Origin of the sequence: Alkalihalobacillus sp. MEB130, from assembly GCF_032335535.1 — a bacterium.
GTDB lineage: Bacteria > Bacillota > Bacilli > Bacillales > Bacillaceae_D > Halalkalibacter.
Genome location: NZ_JAOANA010000007.1, coordinates 132,657 through 150,456 on the forward strand (window position 1 = coordinate 132,657; position 17,800 = coordinate 150,456).

The 17,800-nt window shown below is 42.2% G+C and carries 16 protein-coding genes; all 16 read right to left on the reverse strand.

Annotated features, from left to right (window positions below):
- Positions 1-76: 76 nt before the first annotated feature.
- A complete protein-coding gene (gene spoIIID, locus N0O92_RS09235; RefSeq protein ID WP_315614389.1) occupies positions 77-361 on the reverse strand; it encodes a sporulation transcriptional regulator SpoIIID in 285 nt (94 codons plus the stop codon).
- 95 nt (positions 362-456) lie between these two features.
- Entirely contained in the window at positions 457-1,122 is a 666-nt protein-coding gene (locus tag N0O92_RS09240; protein ID WP_315614390.1) for a 3'-5' exonuclease, read from the reverse strand.
- Positions 1,123-1,450: 328 nt separating this feature from the next.
- Positions 1,451-3,127, reverse strand: coding sequence for a DUF294 nucleotidyltransferase-like domain-containing protein (locus tag N0O92_RS09245; RefSeq protein ID WP_396334488.1), 1,677 nt, complete (start codon positions 3,125-3,127; stop codon positions 1,451-1,453).
- Positions 3,128-3,353: 226 nt separating this feature from the next.
- Positions 3,354-5,015 (reverse strand): sodium:solute symporter family protein, encoded by a 1,662-nt coding sequence (locus N0O92_RS09250; RefSeq protein WP_315614392.1) that lies wholly within the window; start codon positions 5,013-5,015, stop codon positions 3,354-3,356.
- 53 nt (positions 5,016-5,068) lie between these two features.
- Positions 5,069-5,371, reverse strand: coding sequence for a DUF4212 domain-containing protein (locus tag N0O92_RS09255; RefSeq protein ID WP_315614393.1), 303 nt, complete (start codon positions 5,369-5,371; stop codon positions 5,069-5,071).
- 372 nt (positions 5,372-5,743) lie between these two features.
- On the reverse strand, positions 5,744-5,920 hold the full coding sequence (locus N0O92_RS09260) for a hypothetical protein (protein ID WP_315614394.1): 177 nt from the start codon (positions 5,918-5,920) through the stop codon (positions 5,744-5,746).
- A gap of 203 nt (positions 5,921-6,123) precedes the next feature.
- Entirely contained in the window at positions 6,124-7,008 is an 885-nt protein-coding gene (spoIIQ, locus tag N0O92_RS09265; protein WP_315614395.1) for a stage II sporulation protein SpoIIQ, read from the reverse strand.
- Between the two features lie 297 nt (positions 7,009-7,305).
- On the reverse strand, positions 7,306-8,331 hold the full coding sequence (gene spoIID / locus N0O92_RS09270; protein ID WP_315614396.1) for a stage II sporulation protein D: 1,026 nt from the start codon (positions 8,329-8,331) through the stop codon (positions 7,306-7,308).
- A gap of 757 nt (positions 8,332-9,088) precedes the next feature.
- Positions 9,089-10,408 carry a UDP-N-acetylglucosamine 1-carboxyvinyltransferase gene (murA, locus tag N0O92_RS09275; protein WP_315614397.1) on the reverse strand — a complete coding sequence of 440 codons (1,320 nt, stop codon included), beginning with the start codon at positions 10,406-10,408 and terminating at the stop codon, positions 9,089-9,091.
- Between the two features lie 840 nt (positions 10,409-11,248).
- Positions 11,249-11,485 (reverse strand): DUF1146 family protein, encoded by a 237-nt coding sequence (locus N0O92_RS09280; RefSeq protein WP_315614398.1) that lies wholly within the window; start codon positions 11,483-11,485, stop codon positions 11,249-11,251.
- Positions 11,486-12,366: 881 nt separating this feature from the next.
- Positions 12,367-12,768, reverse strand: coding sequence for a F0F1 ATP synthase subunit epsilon (locus N0O92_RS09285; RefSeq protein ID WP_315614399.1), 402 nt, complete (start codon positions 12,766-12,768; stop codon positions 12,367-12,369).
- 78 nt (positions 12,769-12,846) lie between these two features.
- A complete protein-coding gene (gene atpD / locus N0O92_RS09290) occupies positions 12,847-14,256 on the reverse strand; it encodes a F0F1 ATP synthase subunit beta (protein ID WP_315614401.1) in 1,410 nt (469 codons plus the stop codon).
- A 63-nt stretch (positions 14,257-14,319) separates the two neighbouring features.
- Positions 14,320-15,177: a F0F1 ATP synthase subunit gamma gene (locus N0O92_RS09295; RefSeq protein WP_315614402.1), complete on the reverse strand. Its 858-nt coding sequence runs from the start codon at positions 15,175-15,177 to the stop codon at positions 14,320-14,322.
- 59 nt (positions 15,178-15,236) lie between these two features.
- Complete coding sequence (atpA, locus tag N0O92_RS09300) at positions 15,237-16,745, reverse strand: F0F1 ATP synthase subunit alpha (RefSeq protein WP_315614403.1); 1,509 nt, start codon at positions 16,743-16,745, stop codon at positions 15,237-15,239.
- An 18-nt stretch (positions 16,746-16,763) separates the two neighbouring features.
- The gene (locus N0O92_RS09305) at positions 16,764-17,309 is read right to left on the reverse strand and encodes a F0F1 ATP synthase subunit delta (protein WP_315614404.1); all 546 of its coding nucleotides are present in this window, start codon (positions 17,307-17,309) and stop codon (positions 16,764-16,766) included.
- Positions 17,306-17,797 carry a F0F1 ATP synthase subunit B gene (gene atpF, locus N0O92_RS09310; protein WP_315614405.1) on the reverse strand — a complete coding sequence of 164 codons (492 nt, stop codon included), beginning with the start codon at positions 17,795-17,797 and terminating at the stop codon, positions 17,306-17,308. The genes N0O92_RS09305 and atpF overlap by 4 nt, the downstream gene beginning before the upstream one ends.
- Positions 17,798-17,800: the final 3 nt, after the last annotated feature.

Genomic DNA, 17,800 nt, shown 5'->3' on the forward strand with positions numbered 1-17,800 from the left:
TACCTAATTTTATATTTTATCACAGAATGTTCTAACAGGGTTCTCTTTTTTCAAAAAAAGTTACATGATTTGACAATTAATTTGGTGCTTTGACAATGGCATCTGTCGAATCGTCGCTTTTACGGTACTTTACTTTTGTTGCTTCCCCTCCGCGCAGGTGACGGATGGATTTGTGATACTCCAGAATTTCCTTCACTTCATTTGCAAGCTCTGGATTGATTTCTGGCAATCTTTCGGTGAGGTCTTTGTGTACGGTACTTTTTGAGACTCCGAATTCCTTGGCTATTGTTCTCACCGTTTTCTTTGTCTCAACAACATACCTGCCAATCTTGATAGTTCGCTCTTTGATGTAATCGTGCACACGACTCGCCTCCTAATTCTGTGTTGGTGATTGGTACAGTTTATTAGGGGGCGTACACAGATATACCACATTCTTGTAAGGACATGCTTGACTTTTCAGAATTGTATATTCCTTTTGGACATATCACTAATCTCTAAAAGCTCGGCAAAAGTACGTTTCCCACGATTTTCGATATGGTATAAAAGTTCGCAAAAAAGATGTGCCGTTGTTAATGCATCACCTAAAGCTTCATGGCGATTGTATATTCTCGTGCCAAATTGACTCGCGTACGTTTCTAGATCATGCATATGGCGAGACGGGCTCAAATAGCCAATCAGATCAAGCGTATCGATCGTCGTAGGCATTTCAATTCGATGTTGATGTCGTTGCAATTCCTTCTTAATAACAAGCAAATCAAAACTTACATAATGACCGACCCAAATTGTGCTGTTTGCTTTTTTCGTAAAATCAAGAAAGGTTTTAATGGCTTCAAGGGAGTCTGGCGCATGCTCAACTGTTTCCAAGGAAATACCGGTTAAGTCCGTTATCTCTGGCGGAATCGTTCTCTGTGGGTTTACGTGCATTTGAAACGTTTCTGCTTCCTGAACATGGTTGCTCCTAACATGCACCGCTCCAATTTCAATCATTCGATCATGAGCCCCCACCGCAAATCCTGTCGTCTCTGTGTCGAAAACCGTAAAAGACAAATCCGAAATCGGCGTATTCAGCGGCGTTTCATGATTCGTTGCAACGCTAGTAAGAGTCGGCCTCCTCCAAAGCATCTCCTCACCTCCTTTTGAAATAGCGGAAATCATAGCGGGGTCAGACCCCGCTTTAGTAGAGTAAAGAGGGGTCTGACCCCTAACTTGTTCCAAAATCTAGCAATATCACGCGAACTGCCTATTTGCATCCTAACGAACAAGTTCAGCGTCGACTGCTAACAAATGCTATTTTGATAGATTGTCAAAGTAGACTATATTATAGAAGAAAGAGCATTCAATCTAGTTAAAAAAAGAACCAAAACTACCTATCTAACCAACTGAAAAACGGGTACTCTTTACCTGTTTACCGTATCACCGTACCACCGAGGGGTCTGACCCCAAACTCGACTCAATTCATCGCTACCGCTTGATGTTGCAATGCTTTAATCGTCTTCATCGCTAACAAAAGTTCTTCTTTATCTTTCGTTCGTAAATGGGTGAAATCCACCAAACTGCTGCTTTCTTGCCCCTTTCTATACGCTTCCCAGCCGCGGTCGACACGGATGCGTAAAATACTATCGTAGGCAAAGCGTAGTTCATCTGCCGTTGTTTCCGATAAGACGTTCAACTTGACTAGCTCCTCAATCTGCTCTAGCGGACTTCCGCCTCCGACCATTCCTTTTCGAGCGCACAGTAGCTGCAAACAGTGATGAAACGGAAACAGAGCTTGCTTCTTCAAATCAACCGACTCCCGCTTCATCCGAAACAAGGCACGGATTGGATGATCAAAGGTTGGTACTGATTGCTCTTTCTCAAGCTCAGCCATTCGGTACAGGAAAATACGTGATTTCTCAAGCTGATCTTTTACCCCAGCTACAAATTGGTCGTGAAGCACCTCATTTCCATACACAAATCGAAACGCCAAAAAATTATGTGCCAACAGAACATTCTCATTCGTTGCACGTAATCCCCAGCTGCGCAGACGCTCCATCCAACCATCAAGCGTCCCCCGCCACTGAGCTTCACTTGCCATCATCAAGCCTTTGCAGCGCTTATAGCCTGCTGCTTCTAAGCAACGAACAATCGCTTCTCCTAATTTTTCAAAATACTCATCAACCACTTCCCGCTCTATACCTGCCTCGTCCCCACCTTCATACACAAGAAAATGATCTTGATCGGTTAACATAAACTGCTCCTTACGCCCGCCGCTGCCCATCATATACCACGCAAATGGAACTGGCGCCTCCCCTACTTCAGCAATTGCAAGCTCGATCCCATGTCTAACTAAACGGTCGTACAATTTCGTCATCACTTCAAGCGTGTGCACAGTCGGGATTCCGTCTTGAATCAAATTACCGAGCACATCGTACATAGCTGGTTTCAACTCATGAATCGTCTCCACTGTTGACTGTTCCACCGTCTGCAAAAGCTCCAGCGTTCCACGATTTTTCTTTCGTAATAAATCAGACAATGTTACCATCCCGACTACGCGCCCTCGCTCCATTACGGGCAAATGCTTAACCCCATTCATAAGAAAACTCGACATTGCTTCGTAATAATACGCATCACGGGCAATAATGTACGGGTGCCGCGTCATGATCTCATGAGCGACCGTTCCCGCACCAAGACCACGAGCTACGACCCGTTGAACAAGATCTTTTTCGGTAATAATCCCAATTAACTGGTCACTATCATTTAACACAACGACGGAGCTTGTTGAGTGCTGGACCATTTTTTCTGCAATATCTTGAATGTCATCATCCATATCCGCCACCACAACCGGCTCACTCATCACATCATGAATGCGTCGAATAAACGGCTCACTTTCTCCCCATTTGTTTGCCAGACGCACTTGTTCAGCGAATGATCCATAAATATCACGTAACCGTATCGTCGCTTGCTGTAAGACAAAATCACGCACAACCGGATCGTCCCAACGTGCTTTTACAACGGTATATGGGATGTGTAGGCAAACAGAGTCCTCAACAGCACTCACTTCCACTTCATAGCGTTCAGGATCCTCTGTTTTCCCTCCTAAGAAATCTGCTAAACTCGAAAAGCCGATCATATCGTCCTTTTGCAACACCTCCAGGACCTCCTTCTGGGGGTGCTGCTCATGACGGTCGCCAACTGCAACAAAAACTTCTGCTATCCCCTTTAGGATAAGCAGAAGTCCTTCTCTTGGTGCCTTTCGGTAAAGCACCTTCTCGGCTTTTCTGTATGATTTTAAGGCGCAAGCACCCAAGCATTCATCAAACTCAGCATCACTAAGTCCTTTGAAAATTGGGTGCGTGCGAATTTGGGTGCGGACGTTATTTTCCAACTCCCTCATCCATCCAAACCTCTCCATCACGGTATGTCATTTGTTCAGGGTAACGGAGGTCAACGACTTCATCTTGAAGTTTTTGCGATGGTGCAGCCGTCATTTTCGAAACTAAAATCGTCACAAGTAAGTTAATCGGAACCCCGATTAAACCAGCACCTGTATCTTGAATACCAAATAGAGTAATTCCTGAGCGTGCTAAGAAAATGTACGTTAGCGTTACGGTTAACCCTGTTAACATCCCAGCAATGGCACCTTGCTTGTTACAACGCTTCCACCATACACCTAGAAGGAGGACTGGGAAGAACGTTCCACCCGCAAGACCAAACGCCCAAGCAACAATTTGCGTAATAACACCAGGAGGATTTAGTGCGACAATTCCAGCTACAATAGTGGCTAACACAATTGCCCAACGTCCTGCTGCTAAACGTTTTTTATCACTTGCATCCGGTTTTAATAAGCGGTAGTAAATATCATGAGCAAACGATGAGGAAATCGTGATTAACAATCCACCAGCTGTTGATAATGCCGCTGCCATTGCTCCAGCTGCAACCAATCCGATAACAAACACACCGAGGTTCGCAATCTCTGGCGTTGCCATTACGACAATGTCGTTTGAGATGACAATTTCAGACCATTGTAAAATTCCGTCGCCATTTGTATCGGCAAGCTGTAACAATCCTGTATTGACCCACGTATCGGTCCAAGCCGGCAATTGATCAAGCGGCTGACCCGCCACACGCGTCATTAAGATGAAACGAGAGAATGCTGCATAAGCAGGAGCTGATAAGTATAAAATGGCAATAAAAACAAGAGCCCAAGCTCCACTCCAACGAGCTGCTTTCATCGTTGTAACCGTATAGAAACGAACGATAACGTGAGGAAGCGCCGCTGTACCAACCATTAATGTAAACATAAGGGCGATAAATTGTGACTTATCACTATTAGCAAATGGAGCAAAGTATTCTGATAATCCAAGCTCACGATCTAACTCACCAAGCTGTGATACGATGTTTCCATACGTTAACCACGGCAATGGATTGCTTGTAACTTGTAAGGACATAAAGACAATTGGAATGATATAGGCAATAATGAGGATCATGTATTGTGCAACCTGTGTCCACGTAATCCCCTTCATTCCGCCAAGTGTCGCGTAAATCGCAATAACAACGACCCCGATCATCGTCCCATACATCGCCGGAATGTTCAGGATTCGGCCAATAACAACCCCCGAACCAGCAAGCTGACCGATAATGTATGTAAAACTAATGATGATCGTTGCAATGGCAGCGATTAGGCGAGCAGCATTACTATCAAAGCGGTCACCGATAAATTCAGGAACCGTATAACGACCATATTTTCGAAGCTGAGGTGCTAGTAAGAAAGTAAGGAATAAGTACCCACCAGTCCAACCCATAATATAGGCCAAACCATCATACCCAAGAATCATGACTGTACCAGCCATACCAATGAATGAAGCTGCACTCATCCAGTCTCCACCTATCGCCATCCCATTCCAGAATGGTGGAACCCCGCGACTCGCTACATAAAAGTCAGATGTTGCTTTTGCCCTGTTGTATACGGATATCCCGATGTAAAGTCCGAACGTAGCTAAAATAAGTAGTAACGACACAATTGTCTGTTGATCCATTTATCTTTTCCCCCTCAAAAGGTTCATTGTGTGTTTTTATTTCGACGTGTCTTTTAGTGATCTAATACTTTACCAGAGCTTACTCGCGTATTGTGTTCTTCATCAATGCCAAACTTTTTATCAATTTTATCACTTATGATAGCGTTTCCAAAAAGCAGTATAACAAATGTAACAACCGCGCCTTGAGCACCCATGTAATAGTGAGCAGGCATTCCTAAAATTGTAAAGGACGCAAAGCTCTCTGCAAAGGCAACGACACCAAACGAAACGAGACCACCAATGAATAAACAAATCACAACGAGCCAAGTACGAGCATAAAAGTACGCATCTGCCACTTTTTTATCAATTTTCTTCACAACTCATTCCTCCTCTAATGATTGCTTTGAAACGATCGCGACCAACTACAACTAAATTCATCCCCCCTTTTTAAACTAACCCATCTAAATAACACGAAGATGGCGCTGGATTTTATGGCATGACTTGCAACGTCTAAGAGGTTTTTGTTTTTTGGAAACTTGTATGTTAATAAACGTTACAATCGGAATAAAAATGAAAAAGATTGGGTGAACCGTCAGGACTAGTATGAGTGCTAAGAGCCAGGGCAGAACACTAAGAAAAATGACATACCTTGAATTTGGCATTATTTCAAGTTCTCCATGTTTACACTGCGAACATACTGAATAGTCGGTCTGTATTAGACGTAGATGGCTCTTCTTTTTCCTCTTCATCTACCTCAACCCCATAATAAATCTTATTGTTTCAAAAAATCCAAGTGGCACCATGGCGATTTGAACCATCATATACAAAAAGATAGAGACAAATGGAATTGATAATAACAGAGGCTTTTTCAAACGAAATGTGAAGATAATCGATAACAATAAAATAAGTAGAAAGACATAAATCAATTTAGATCCCTCCAATGCTTGTTTTGTAAGCGTTATCATTCTGTCCAAAAAAAAGATTTCCTGTTTTAGTGGAAATGGTGAGGTAACTCGCTGTTCTATATCACATTATTTCAAAATTTCAGATTAATGTCAACATTTTCCGTACGACAAAAAAACACAAAACTGACACAATGAATTCTCATGTCAGCTTTGTGTTTTGTGTATTAACCTAACTCACTTTGTTCTTCTTGGTCTTCACCTTCGTCATTGTTCTCTTCAGGTGTGACTTCTTCTTCATCTGACGTTCCATCTTCTTTGCCATCTTCTTCTTCAGCTGGCTGTTCTTCTTCTTTTGGTTCTTCCTTTGGTTCTTCTTTCTCTTGCTCATCTGCAATGTCTCTTACAGAATCAATTGGTTGTTGGAACACATCATTCGGATTCACAGCAACTCCATCATAGCGAATTTCAAAGTGTACGTGAATGCCAGCATCAGCATTATAGCTGTTGCGTCCAGCGCGGCCAAGGATATCACCTTGCTCAACAGTTGCACCTTCTTCAACTTCAACAGATTCTAAACTATGATAATGTGTCACAACTCCATCTTCATGTGAGATTTCAACAACATAACCAAGCAAAGAGTCTTTTTCGGCTTTTACAACCGTACCACTTAGAGCTGCTGCTGCATCAAAGCTTTCACCATCAACGTGAGCGAAATCCATTCCTTTATTCGGGAAATACGTATTATTGTAGTATACAAGAGCTTCTTGCTGTTCTTCTGGTGAACCATTTACATCATAGAAATAGCCAACAACTGTTACTTCTTCTTCATCTACTACAGGCATTTTAATTACTTCAGATGAAGCGGTAACTGCTACTGCATCTTCCCCGTATGGGTTCATGTCGCCCGTAAAGTTTGGATCGGTTACTTCTACACCTTCTTCTGGTGCTGCAGACTCGTCTCCACCTTGCATAACAAAGACGGCACTCAACACACCAGCTGCTGCTACTAGGTACACAGCAGGCAATACCCAGCGCTTACGTAATAAACTTTTTGCATTTAATTTGTTTTCTTCAGATTTAGAAGAGCGATTGTTTTCTTCTTCTCTCATTTTCCATCACCTCAGCAATCATTCTGATCAGATTGCTAGAAATGTATACATCACGTAAAAACTTTTTTTAAATTAGTTTTCGACAAATGGGTTTCTTTTATGCATGAATGTTTGAAAATGCCATTGAACCGCATGATAGCAAGGTCTGGTGTGATGAAGCCTTCCTCCTATCTTGATGTTATTTACTTGATCAAAACTTGAGGAAGACTCGTAAAATCGTACGAAAACACTAGTTATCGATTGGAGAGGTGCTAAAAAAAACAGGCCCCTTATCTAGTAAAGGCCTGTTGTTCCTCTCTATTCTGCTTTTGCTAGCATTTCTGATACAAATGGCTCGACCGATTCGATCTCAACCCCCTGATAATAATGGTGAATAATATCAGTGTAATTTCTGCCTTCTTTCGCCATACCGTCCGCACCAAACTGACTCATGCCAACCCCATGGCCCCAACCTCTTGTTTGAATCGCTATTTGATCGCCTTGGCGTTGCCACTGAAAGTCAGATGAATCTAACCCAAGTTTATCTCGCACATCGCGACCACTTAATTCAGTCCCATTAATGACAACTCTAGCGACACGACCACCTTCTGTGCGTTCTGCAATCGTCCCAACAGAGCCATCGTCTGGTAACGTGACTTTGAGTTTTTCTTGGAATTCAGCTACGGAAACTTGTTTTTCTGACGTAAATCTTGGCGAAACTTGATCCCATGGACTTTCAACACTTCGTAAATAAGGGATTTTATCGCCCCAATAATCCTCAGAATTCTCCGTATATCCATTGCTCGTCGAGAAAAACAGTGCGTCTATCGGCTCTCCTTCATATGTTAACACTTGGCCTTGCGTTGATAGCACCGCTTCTTGAATACGAGCCATATTTTGCTCATAATCGGATCCCCATAACTCTCTCAATTCTTCTTCATTTTTGTATACTTGGTGAGTGGTAGTATCCGTCACCATCGCCCCTTCCGGAAGCTTCTCCGATCGAGGCTGCAAAATATGTTTAACCATATAAGTACGCGCGGTTAACGCTTGAGCTTTTAAAGCTTCCATCTCAAAATTAGCATGCATCTCAGAAGCAACTACCCCCATCACATACCTCTCTAAAGGGGTTTCCTCTAACTGTTCTTGTTCTGTCCTAAATACCGTTACGGCTACATCCTCTTCCGGAACATACGAAAATTGCTCTTCTGCTTCTTCTAACGTAATCGTCCTTGTTACCGTGGTGGTACTTTCGGCAGGATCTGAAAGAAATACTACGAGTACGGCTGGAATAATGAGCACAACTGTGCATAGAATAGTGGCTACAACGAGAAGTCGTTTCATGTCTGATCCTCCATTTACTTATCTGTCTAAAAAAAGTATATGAAGGCTTGGCAGGAAATAGAACCCTTCCTCGGGTATGTAAAAATAAGAGATTTTGTGTGGGCACGTGGGATGATATAGTGCGTTGTTATGGGAAAAAGGGGGAAGTTACTTTTAACAGAGTTCTCGCTTCTGATGTTGTCATTATTCTGTTTTTTTGATCTCGACTACCTTACTTCTCGCTTTTGACGTCGTCATTTTCTTTTTTCCGGCTTTCGACTACCTTACTTCTTGCTTTTGACGTCGTCATTTCCTTTTTTCCTGCTTTCGACTACCTTACTTCTCGCTTTTGACGTCGTCATTTTCTTTTTTCCTGCTTTTGACTACCTTACTTCTCGCTTTTGACGTTGTCATTTTCTTTTTTCCTGCTTTCGACTACCTTACTTCTCGCTTTTGACGTCGTCATTTTCTTTTTTCCGGCTTTCGACTACCTTACTTCTCGCTTTTGACGTCGTCATTTTCTTTTTTCCTGCTTTCGACTACCTTACTTCTCGCTTTTGACGTCGTCATTTTCTTTTTTCCTGCTTTCGACTACCTTACTTCTCGCTTTTGACATCGTCATTTTCTTTTTTCCTGCTTTCGACTACCTTACTTCTTGCTTTTGACGTCGTCACTTTTTTTATTCTGTTATCAGATACCTTACTTCTTGCTTCTGACATTGTCTCTAAAAGCAGAAAAGAGATACAAACCAAATTGATTTGTATCTCCGTTTCTTCATTTATATTGATTTAATTTGCAGTGGTGCTGGAGCTTCTAGATTTTCAATTTCTTCCTCTAGTTCTTCCTCTACTCGCTCTACATCTGCTCCAAGTGCTTGAAGCTTTCCGGCTAAGTTCACATAACCGCGGTCAATGTGCTTAAGCTCCATGACACGAGTTACACCATCGGCAACAAGTCCTGCAATAATAAGGGCAGCGCCTGCACGTAAGTCTGTTGCAGATACTTCTGCACCTTGAAGATTGTTTGGTCCTGTGATGATGGCCGAACGTCCTTCAATTTTAATGTTTGAGTTCATGCGGCGGAATTCTTCCACATGCATAAAGCGATTTTCGAATACTGTTTCTGTAATCACACCTGTTCCATGTGCCGCTAGAAGCAAGGCCATCATTTGAGCTTGCATATCTGTTGGAAACCCTGGATGTGGCATCGTTTTAAAGTCAACTGGCTTTAATTTTTCCGGTCCGATTACGCGTAGTCCATTTGATTCTTCAATGATTTCTACGCCCATTTCGCCCATTTTTGCAATTAGTGGACGTAAATGCTCAGATACCGCACCTTCGACTAACACATTTCCTTTTGTGATCGCAGCTGCTACCATGAACGTACCTGCTTCGATTCGATCTGGAATAACCGTGTGCTCTGCACCAAGTAATTCATCTACACCTTCAATGCGAATTTCACCAGTTCCGGCACCACGAACTTTTGCGCCCATTGCGTTCAAGTAATTGGCAACACAGACAATCTCAGGCTCTTCTGCAGCATTTTCAATAATCGTCGTCCCTTTTGCCATTGCAGCAGCCATCATAATGTTTTCTGTCGCACCAACACTTGGGAAATCCAGATAAATTTTTGCACCTTTTAAACGGCCATCAATGCGTGCTTCAATAAAACCATTTCCGATTTCAACGGTAGCACCCATTGCTTCGAATCCTTTTAGGTGTTGGTCAATTGGTCTAGATCCAATTGCACAACCACCTGGAAGAGCAATTCTTGCTTTTCCGACACGCGCAAGAAGAGGTCCCATTACAAGGAAAGAAGCTCTCATCTTACGTACATATTCAAATGGTGCTTCTGTCTTCAATGGCTTTTCTGCATTAACTGCGAATTTTCCGTCTTCATATGTTACATCAATATTTAAATTGCTTAATACTTCCTTCATCGTGTATACATCTGCCAATTCTGGCACATCATATATGTGGCTTGTGCCGCGGCCTGCTAAGATCGATGCAGCAATAACAGGTAAAACAGCGTTCTTCGCGCCTTCTACCTTGACAGTGCCGCGTAGCTGGTTGCCACCCCGGACAATAATTTTTTCCAACGTATTCCCCTCCGCGTCTAAATTATAGTCTCTTCTCTATCATCAATATTCATTCGTAATAATAGGCGTTACTATTGTCAACGTTGTCCTTGCGCCCAATCATTGTTCTTATTATCTTCATGCAACTTGGACAATCCTAGTTTTAAATTTTTTTTATGTTCTGTCCATTAAAAAATGTACGCGGAAAAGGAGACAAACTGATTAAATCAGTGCATCATACCGTTTCAGCATGAAATTCTTTCTCAATGCTCTACGTTAGTGACAAAAAGTTGCTCGAAGACTCGTCTAAGTTAGGACCCCTAGTCGTAATCGCAATGAATAGTAGACCATTACCAAGTACGTACTATATTACATTCAAAAACAGGTTAAATTGTTCCATAACCGGTATAGATACCTATTTCTACGTTATTCATTGGTGTTGGATAAAGCGTTATGAATTGATTGCATTCCCTCAGAGAACGGTTGTTTATGTAAAGTGAGCATGCATATCAGTCCTACCGTTACCACTTAACCTTTGCACTTCGTTTCAGAACTCCTTCTTCTACAGAATGTTTTCAACGCTTCAATTCCTTGAGAGCGGAATGCTCATTCTTATAACGTTTCAAAGAGATCTAAGGTTTCATTTTATTTTTAGAAACCCAGTGCTTCGATAGTGATATGACAGAACGTCTATTTTTGCCCGCTGAACATGTCTTACCCTTAATCTGACAGAGTTAAACCAAACAGCAAAAACGACTTCTATCCACGTTCGTTCTCCTCCCCAAGAAAACGTTTATTACTATCATTTTTTCCACAAGGAGGCACAGCATACATGGAAGTTGTAGTCAAACATGAAAATGCTTACTCAAACAAATAACGTAGCATTTGTGATGAGTAAAAATAATCAAGGAAAAACTGACTAACCAATTGAGCAATGGCAATCGTCACGATTATCATAAGGACTTTTGCCTTCGGACCCTTTGGTTCTTTTACAAAAAGATCAAATCGAAAAGATTGTAATGCCCACCATGTAACGCCAATGAAAAATACATTGACGACAATATGTATGACCGCCTGTTGTCCTAATCCATCAAACATCGTCATCATTACTCCCTTTGTCCATGATCATAAACGAGTGTGGCTTCCTTTCATGTAAGCATCATAACAAAATTCAGCCCATTTTCCATCATAACTGATTCATTGTAAAAAATCCACTCGATTTTTCTAGTTGTTCGGACCTATTTTAATACCTAGAAAAAAGGACGAACTTCCCTTTTTTCTAGGTATTAAGCAATGAGCGGAGCCGTCGTTATCACTTCAGCCTTTTGAGCGGGTTTCTCAAAAGGCGTACGACGTGCGGAGCCATTGCCACGGGGTTCCCACTACTAAGCAATGTGCGCAGCCGCTGCCTTCTTTTAAGCCTTAAGGAGCGGGTTTCTCCTTATGGCGCGCAGCGTGCGGAGCCATTGCCACGAGCTTCCCTCTACACTCGGGACGAACGTCTCTTTCTTACTGCGCTAAAAAGATCCCTTCAACCTTTTGATCAGGTTTCTCCTTAAGGCGCACGGCGTGCGGAGCCATTGCCACGAGCTCCCCCCTACACCGGGACAAACATCTCTTGCTCACTACGCTAAATAATTCCCTTCAGCCTTTTAAAAAGGCATCTCATAAGACGTGAGCAGCGTGCCAAATCATTGCAACACTCCGTAGCAACCATTCAATAAGGACGAACTCCCCCTTTTACAGGCACTATTTACATTAACCCAATCCAGGAAATAATCCAATAAAACAGGAGATATTTCATTTATTTCCCAAATAAACCCACAGTGTTGGAGAGTGTTTCAAACGATATACATACAGTTAACAAAATATGAACAAAAACGCACAATTTCATTCAATTTCCTTCACTGTTAAACCCACATTTATAATATTAGCGAAATAAAAAAATAAGACACCTAAAAGTGTCTTATTTTTGTAAATTATTTACCTGCAACGTTAAGACGGTTCACAGCACGTTTAAGTGCTAGTTCGGCACGGCGGAAATCAATTTCGTCTGATCTCGCTGTATCAATGCGCTGCTTCGCACGTCTTTCTGCTTCTTTTGCACGGTCAACATCAATATCTGAAGGCAACTCAGCTGCCTCTGCTAAAATCGTTACTTGATCTGGACGAACTTCAACAAATCCACCAGTCACAGCTACTTTTTCCACAGTGGTGCCTTTATTTAAGCGTACGGCTCCAATTGTTAATGGAGCAACTAACGGAATGTGGTTTGGCAAAATACCGAGCTCGCCTTCTAACGTGCGAACTACAACCATATCCACAGCTCCGTCATACACCTTGCCATCAGGAGTAACAACACTTACTTGAATTGTCGGCATTTGAAAACCCTCCTTAATAGCAATCCGGGTTTTAATTTTGATTAAAGGGAGTGATTCACTCCCCTTAAAAGACGTCTATTACGCCATTTGCTTCGCTTTTTCTACTACTTCTTCAATACGACCAACTAGACGGAACGCATCCTCTGGAAGGTCATCATGTTGACCTGAAAGGATTTCTTTGAAGCCTTTGATCGTTTCTTTAACTGGTACATAAGATCCCGGCTGGCCAGTGAACTGCTCAGCAACGTGGAAGTTTTGAGATAAGAAGAATTGGATACGACGCGCACGTGCAACAACCAATTTATCTTCCTCAGAAAGCTCATCCATACCTAGAATTGCAATGATATCTTGTAATTCTCTATATTTTTGTAGCGTAGTTTGAACTTGACGAGCTATTTCATAATGCTCTTCTCCTACGATTTCAGGAGAAAGTGCACGTGATGTAGACGCAAGTGGATCCACCGCTGGATAGATACCCATCTCAGAAAGTTTACGCTCAAGGTTCGTCGTTGCATCTAAGTGAGCAAACGTTGTCGCCGGAGCTGGATCCGTATAGTCATCGGCAGGTACATAGATCGCTTGGATCGATGTAACAGAACCAACTTTAGTTGATGTGATACGCTCTTGTAATTGACCCATTTCTGTAGCAAGTGTTGGTTGGTAACCAACGGCAGATGGCATACGACCAAGTAGGGCTGATACCTCTGAACCTGCTTGTGTGAAACGGAAAATGTTATCGATGAAAAGAAGTACGTCTTGTCCATCGCGATCACGGAAATGCTCAGCCATAGTCAAACCAGAAAGAGCAACACGCATACGTGCTCCAGGTGGCTCGTTCATTTGACCGAATACCATTGCCGTTTTCTTAATAACACCAGAGTCTGTCATCTCGTGGAAAAGGTCATTTCCTTCACGAGTACGCTCACCTACACCAGCAAATACCGAGATACCGCCGTGCTCTTGAGCGATGTTGTTAATTAATTCTTGAATTAGTACCGTCTTACCTACACCGGCACCTCCAAATAGACCGATCTTACCACCCTTAACGTAAGGTGCAAGAAGGTCAACAACTTTAATTCCTGTTTCAAGGATTTCCGTTGTTGTTGAAAGCTCTTCAAATTTTGGAGCTTCACGGTGAATTGGATCACGTTTCACGTCTGCTGGAACTTGATCTTTTAGATCGATTGCTTCTCCAAGTACGTTGAATACACGACCTAGTGTAGCTTCACCAACAGGTACAGAAATTGGTGCGCCTGTATCTACTGCTTCTGTTCCACGTACTAGACCATCCGTTGAATCCATTGCAACTGTACGAACTGAGTTATCGCCAAGGTGCAAGGCAACTTCAAGAGTAACGTTTACGTCAACAGCATTGTTATCGCTTTTTTGCGAAACTTTTAATGCATTGTTGATCTCAGGAAGGGTTCCACTGTCGAATTTTACGTCAACAACTGGGCCCATTACCTGAATAATGCGACCTTTATTCATTTTAGTCCCTCCTATTCACTTGTTTCCTGAGAGACTCCCTAGAAGGGAAATCTCTATGTTGTTCTATTCGAGAGCGGCAGCCCCGCCGACGATTTCGGTAATTTCTTGCGTAATCGCAGCTTGACGTGCTCGGTTATAAATCAATGTTAAATCATCGATGAGAGCTGTTGCATTGTCTGTTGCAGCGCTCATTGCCGTCATACGTGCACCAAACTCACTCGCTTTTGCATCAAGCAAAGCGCCGAAAATAAGGCTTTCTGCATATTGTGGCAATAAACGTTCTAAAATGGCTTGCTCAGACGGCTCGTACTCATACGCTGTAGTAGAAGCACCTTCCGTAATGTTTGTTAACGGCAAGAGCTTAGACTCCGTCACTTCCTGTGTCAATGCACTTACAAAGTGGTTATACCACACGTACAGTTCATCAAACACGCCATCCGAAAACATCTCAACCGTCGTACTTGCCAAGTTTTTAATATCGTTAAAATCTGGCTGATCCGCTAGGCCTGTGATTTCTTGAATGATAGGAAGATTGCGCTTTTTAAATAAGTCACGTCCGATTCGACCCATGACAATAATTCCGTACTCATCAGGTGATTTGTGACGCTCATTAATTGTTTTGAGAAGGGAACGAATTAAACTAGCATTGTAACCACCAGCTAACCCACGGTCAGATGTGATCACGACATACCCTGTTTTCTTTACCGGACGCTCTTCTAGCATCGGGTGAGAAACTTCGGTTGAAGAAGACGCAATACTGGCTACAACCTCACGAATTTTTTCCGTATAGGGTTGGAACGATTGAGCGTTTGCTTGAGCCCGATTCAGCTTAGCTGCTGATACCATTTGCATCGCTTTAGTAATTTGCTTTGTCTTCTTTGTTGAAGTAATTCGTCCTTTTATATCTCGCATTGAAGCCATTTCTTTTCACCACCTTTTCGCAAAAACTGAAACATCTACCTAGATGAAACAAATACTAATTAGTTACTAGGAACAAATCCTTTTTTGAACTCACTAATCGCAGCTTTGAACTCATCTTCATCAGGAAGATTACCAGTTGTGCGAATGTGCTCAAGAATCTCTTTCTTGTTATGGTCAAACCATGTGAATAGCTCTGACTCAAAACGAAGAACGTCTGCAACTGGAATATCATCTAAGAAGCCTTTTGTTAGAGCATAGATAATCGTAACTTGGTACTCAACCGGTTGTGGTTTGTTAAGATCTTGCTTTAACACTTCAACCGTACGTTGTCCACGATTTAACTTCGCTTGTGTTGCTTTATCTAAATCCGATCCAAATTGAGCAAATGCTTCTAATTCACGGTATGCAGCTAAGTCTAGACGAAGCGTACCCGCAACTTTTTTCATTGCTTTAATTTGTGCTGAACCACCAACACGTGATACAGAAAGACCTGCGTTAACGGCTGGACGAACACCAGAATAGAATAAGTCAGATTGTAAGAAAATCTGTCCATCTGTGATCGAAATTACGTTTGTTGGGATATAAGCAGATACGTCACCTGCTTGTGTCTCGATGAAAGGAAGAGCCGTAATCGAACCGCCGCCTAGATCATCATTTAACTTCGCTGCACGCTCTAATAAACGAGAGTGTAAGTAGAATACATCCCCTGGGAATGCCTCACGACCTGGAGGACGACGTAGCAATAATGAAAGCTCACGGTATGCAGCAGCTTGTTTAGAAAGATCATCATAGATGATTAACACGTGCTTGCCGTTGTACATGAACTCTTCACCCATTGTTACACCCGCGTATGGAGCTAAGAATTGCATCGGTGCTGGGTCAGATGCACTTGCAGAAACAACGATTGTATAGTCTAGAGCTCCGCGTGCGCGAAGTGTTTCAACTACACCTGCAACCGTCGTTTTCTTTTGACCAATCGCAACATAGATACAAATCATGTCTTGATCTTTTTGGTTCAAAATCGTATCGATCGCAATGGATGTTTTACCTGTTTGACGGTCACCAATGATTAACTCACGTTGACCACGACCAATTGGAACCATTGTGTCAATCGACTTAATTCCTGTTTGAAGTGGCTCATGAACTGATTTACGAGCCATAACGCCCGGTGCTTTGTTTTCAACTGGACGAGTTTTTGCTGTAGCAATCGGACCTAACCCATCAATTGGTTGTCCAAGAGCATTTACAACACGACCAAGTAACTCATCACCTACTGGTACTTCCATAATACGACCAGTACGTTTTACTTCGTCACCTTCTTTAATATCTGAGTAAGGACCCAAGATAATAATACCGATGTTGTTCTCCTCAAGGTTCTGAGCCATTCCCATAACCCCGTTTGAGAATTCTAGAAGCTCACCAGCCATAACGTTTTCTAGGCCATGAGCAAGCGCGATACCGTCACCAACACGGATAACCGTACCTACATCCTGTACTTGTACATCAGACTGAAAATTATCAATCTGTTGTTTTATAAGAGAGCTAATTTCCTCTGCTTTAATGCTCATTGCTTTCACCCCTATCTTCTAGCGTGTTCCGGCAATTAAATTGCGCTCAAGCTTATCAAGCTGCGCTTTAATTGTTCCGTCATATATGCGATCCCCAATACGGATCTTAATTCCGCCGATTAGCTCTGAATCAACGATATTCTTAACTTCAAGCTTTGATTTTCCTGCCTTTTTCGCAAAAGCTTTCGCAATATGATCTTGCTCTTTTTCTGATAACGGCTTTGTTGAGTACACAAGTGCCTCGGCCATATCTTGAGCTTCATATGCTAACTCTTTGTATTTATTGATCATTGGAACGATGATGTCTGTTCTTTTCTTATCAATTAATAAAAGAAGTGTGTGTACGCTAATATCACTTAAGCCTTTAAAGCTTTCTTGGATAAACGCTTGCTTTTGTGCAACGGTTACTTTTGGATGACTTAGAAATTGAACGAGTTCAGGAGTCGTTTCGACAACAGTCTTAACGGTTTGTAACTCTTCATTTACTTTCTTAAGGTCATGCTTTTCTTTTGCAAGCTGAAAAAGGGCAGATGCATAACGATTCGCTACTGCTTGATTGCTCATAGCTTATCGCCTACCTCTTTAAGATACTCTTGGACAAGTTTCTCTTGTGCTTTCTCATCTAACTCTTTTTCAATTACTTTCTTAGCAATTAAAACGGAAAGACCGGCAACTTGTTCACGAAGAGCAGATACCGCTTGTTCTTTTTCACGGTGAATTTCAGCTAATGCTGAGTCTTTCAAACGCTCTGCGTTTTCACGCGCTTGGTCTAAAATGTCTTGACCTTGCTGTTCGCTAAGCTTTTTCGCTTGTTGAATAAGTTCTTGAGCTTCAAGCTTTGCTTTTTCTAACTCTTTACGTTGTTGTTCAATATAGCCCTCTGCATCTTTACGACTTTTTTCAGCTGAGTCCATATTTTCATTCACGATTTGCTCACGCTTTTCCATTACGCCTAGTAACGGCTTAAGAGCAAATTTATTGAGGAAGAAAAGTAATACTAGGAATGCAGCTAATTGATATAGTATCGATCCCCATGGAATTACAAAACCCATTAA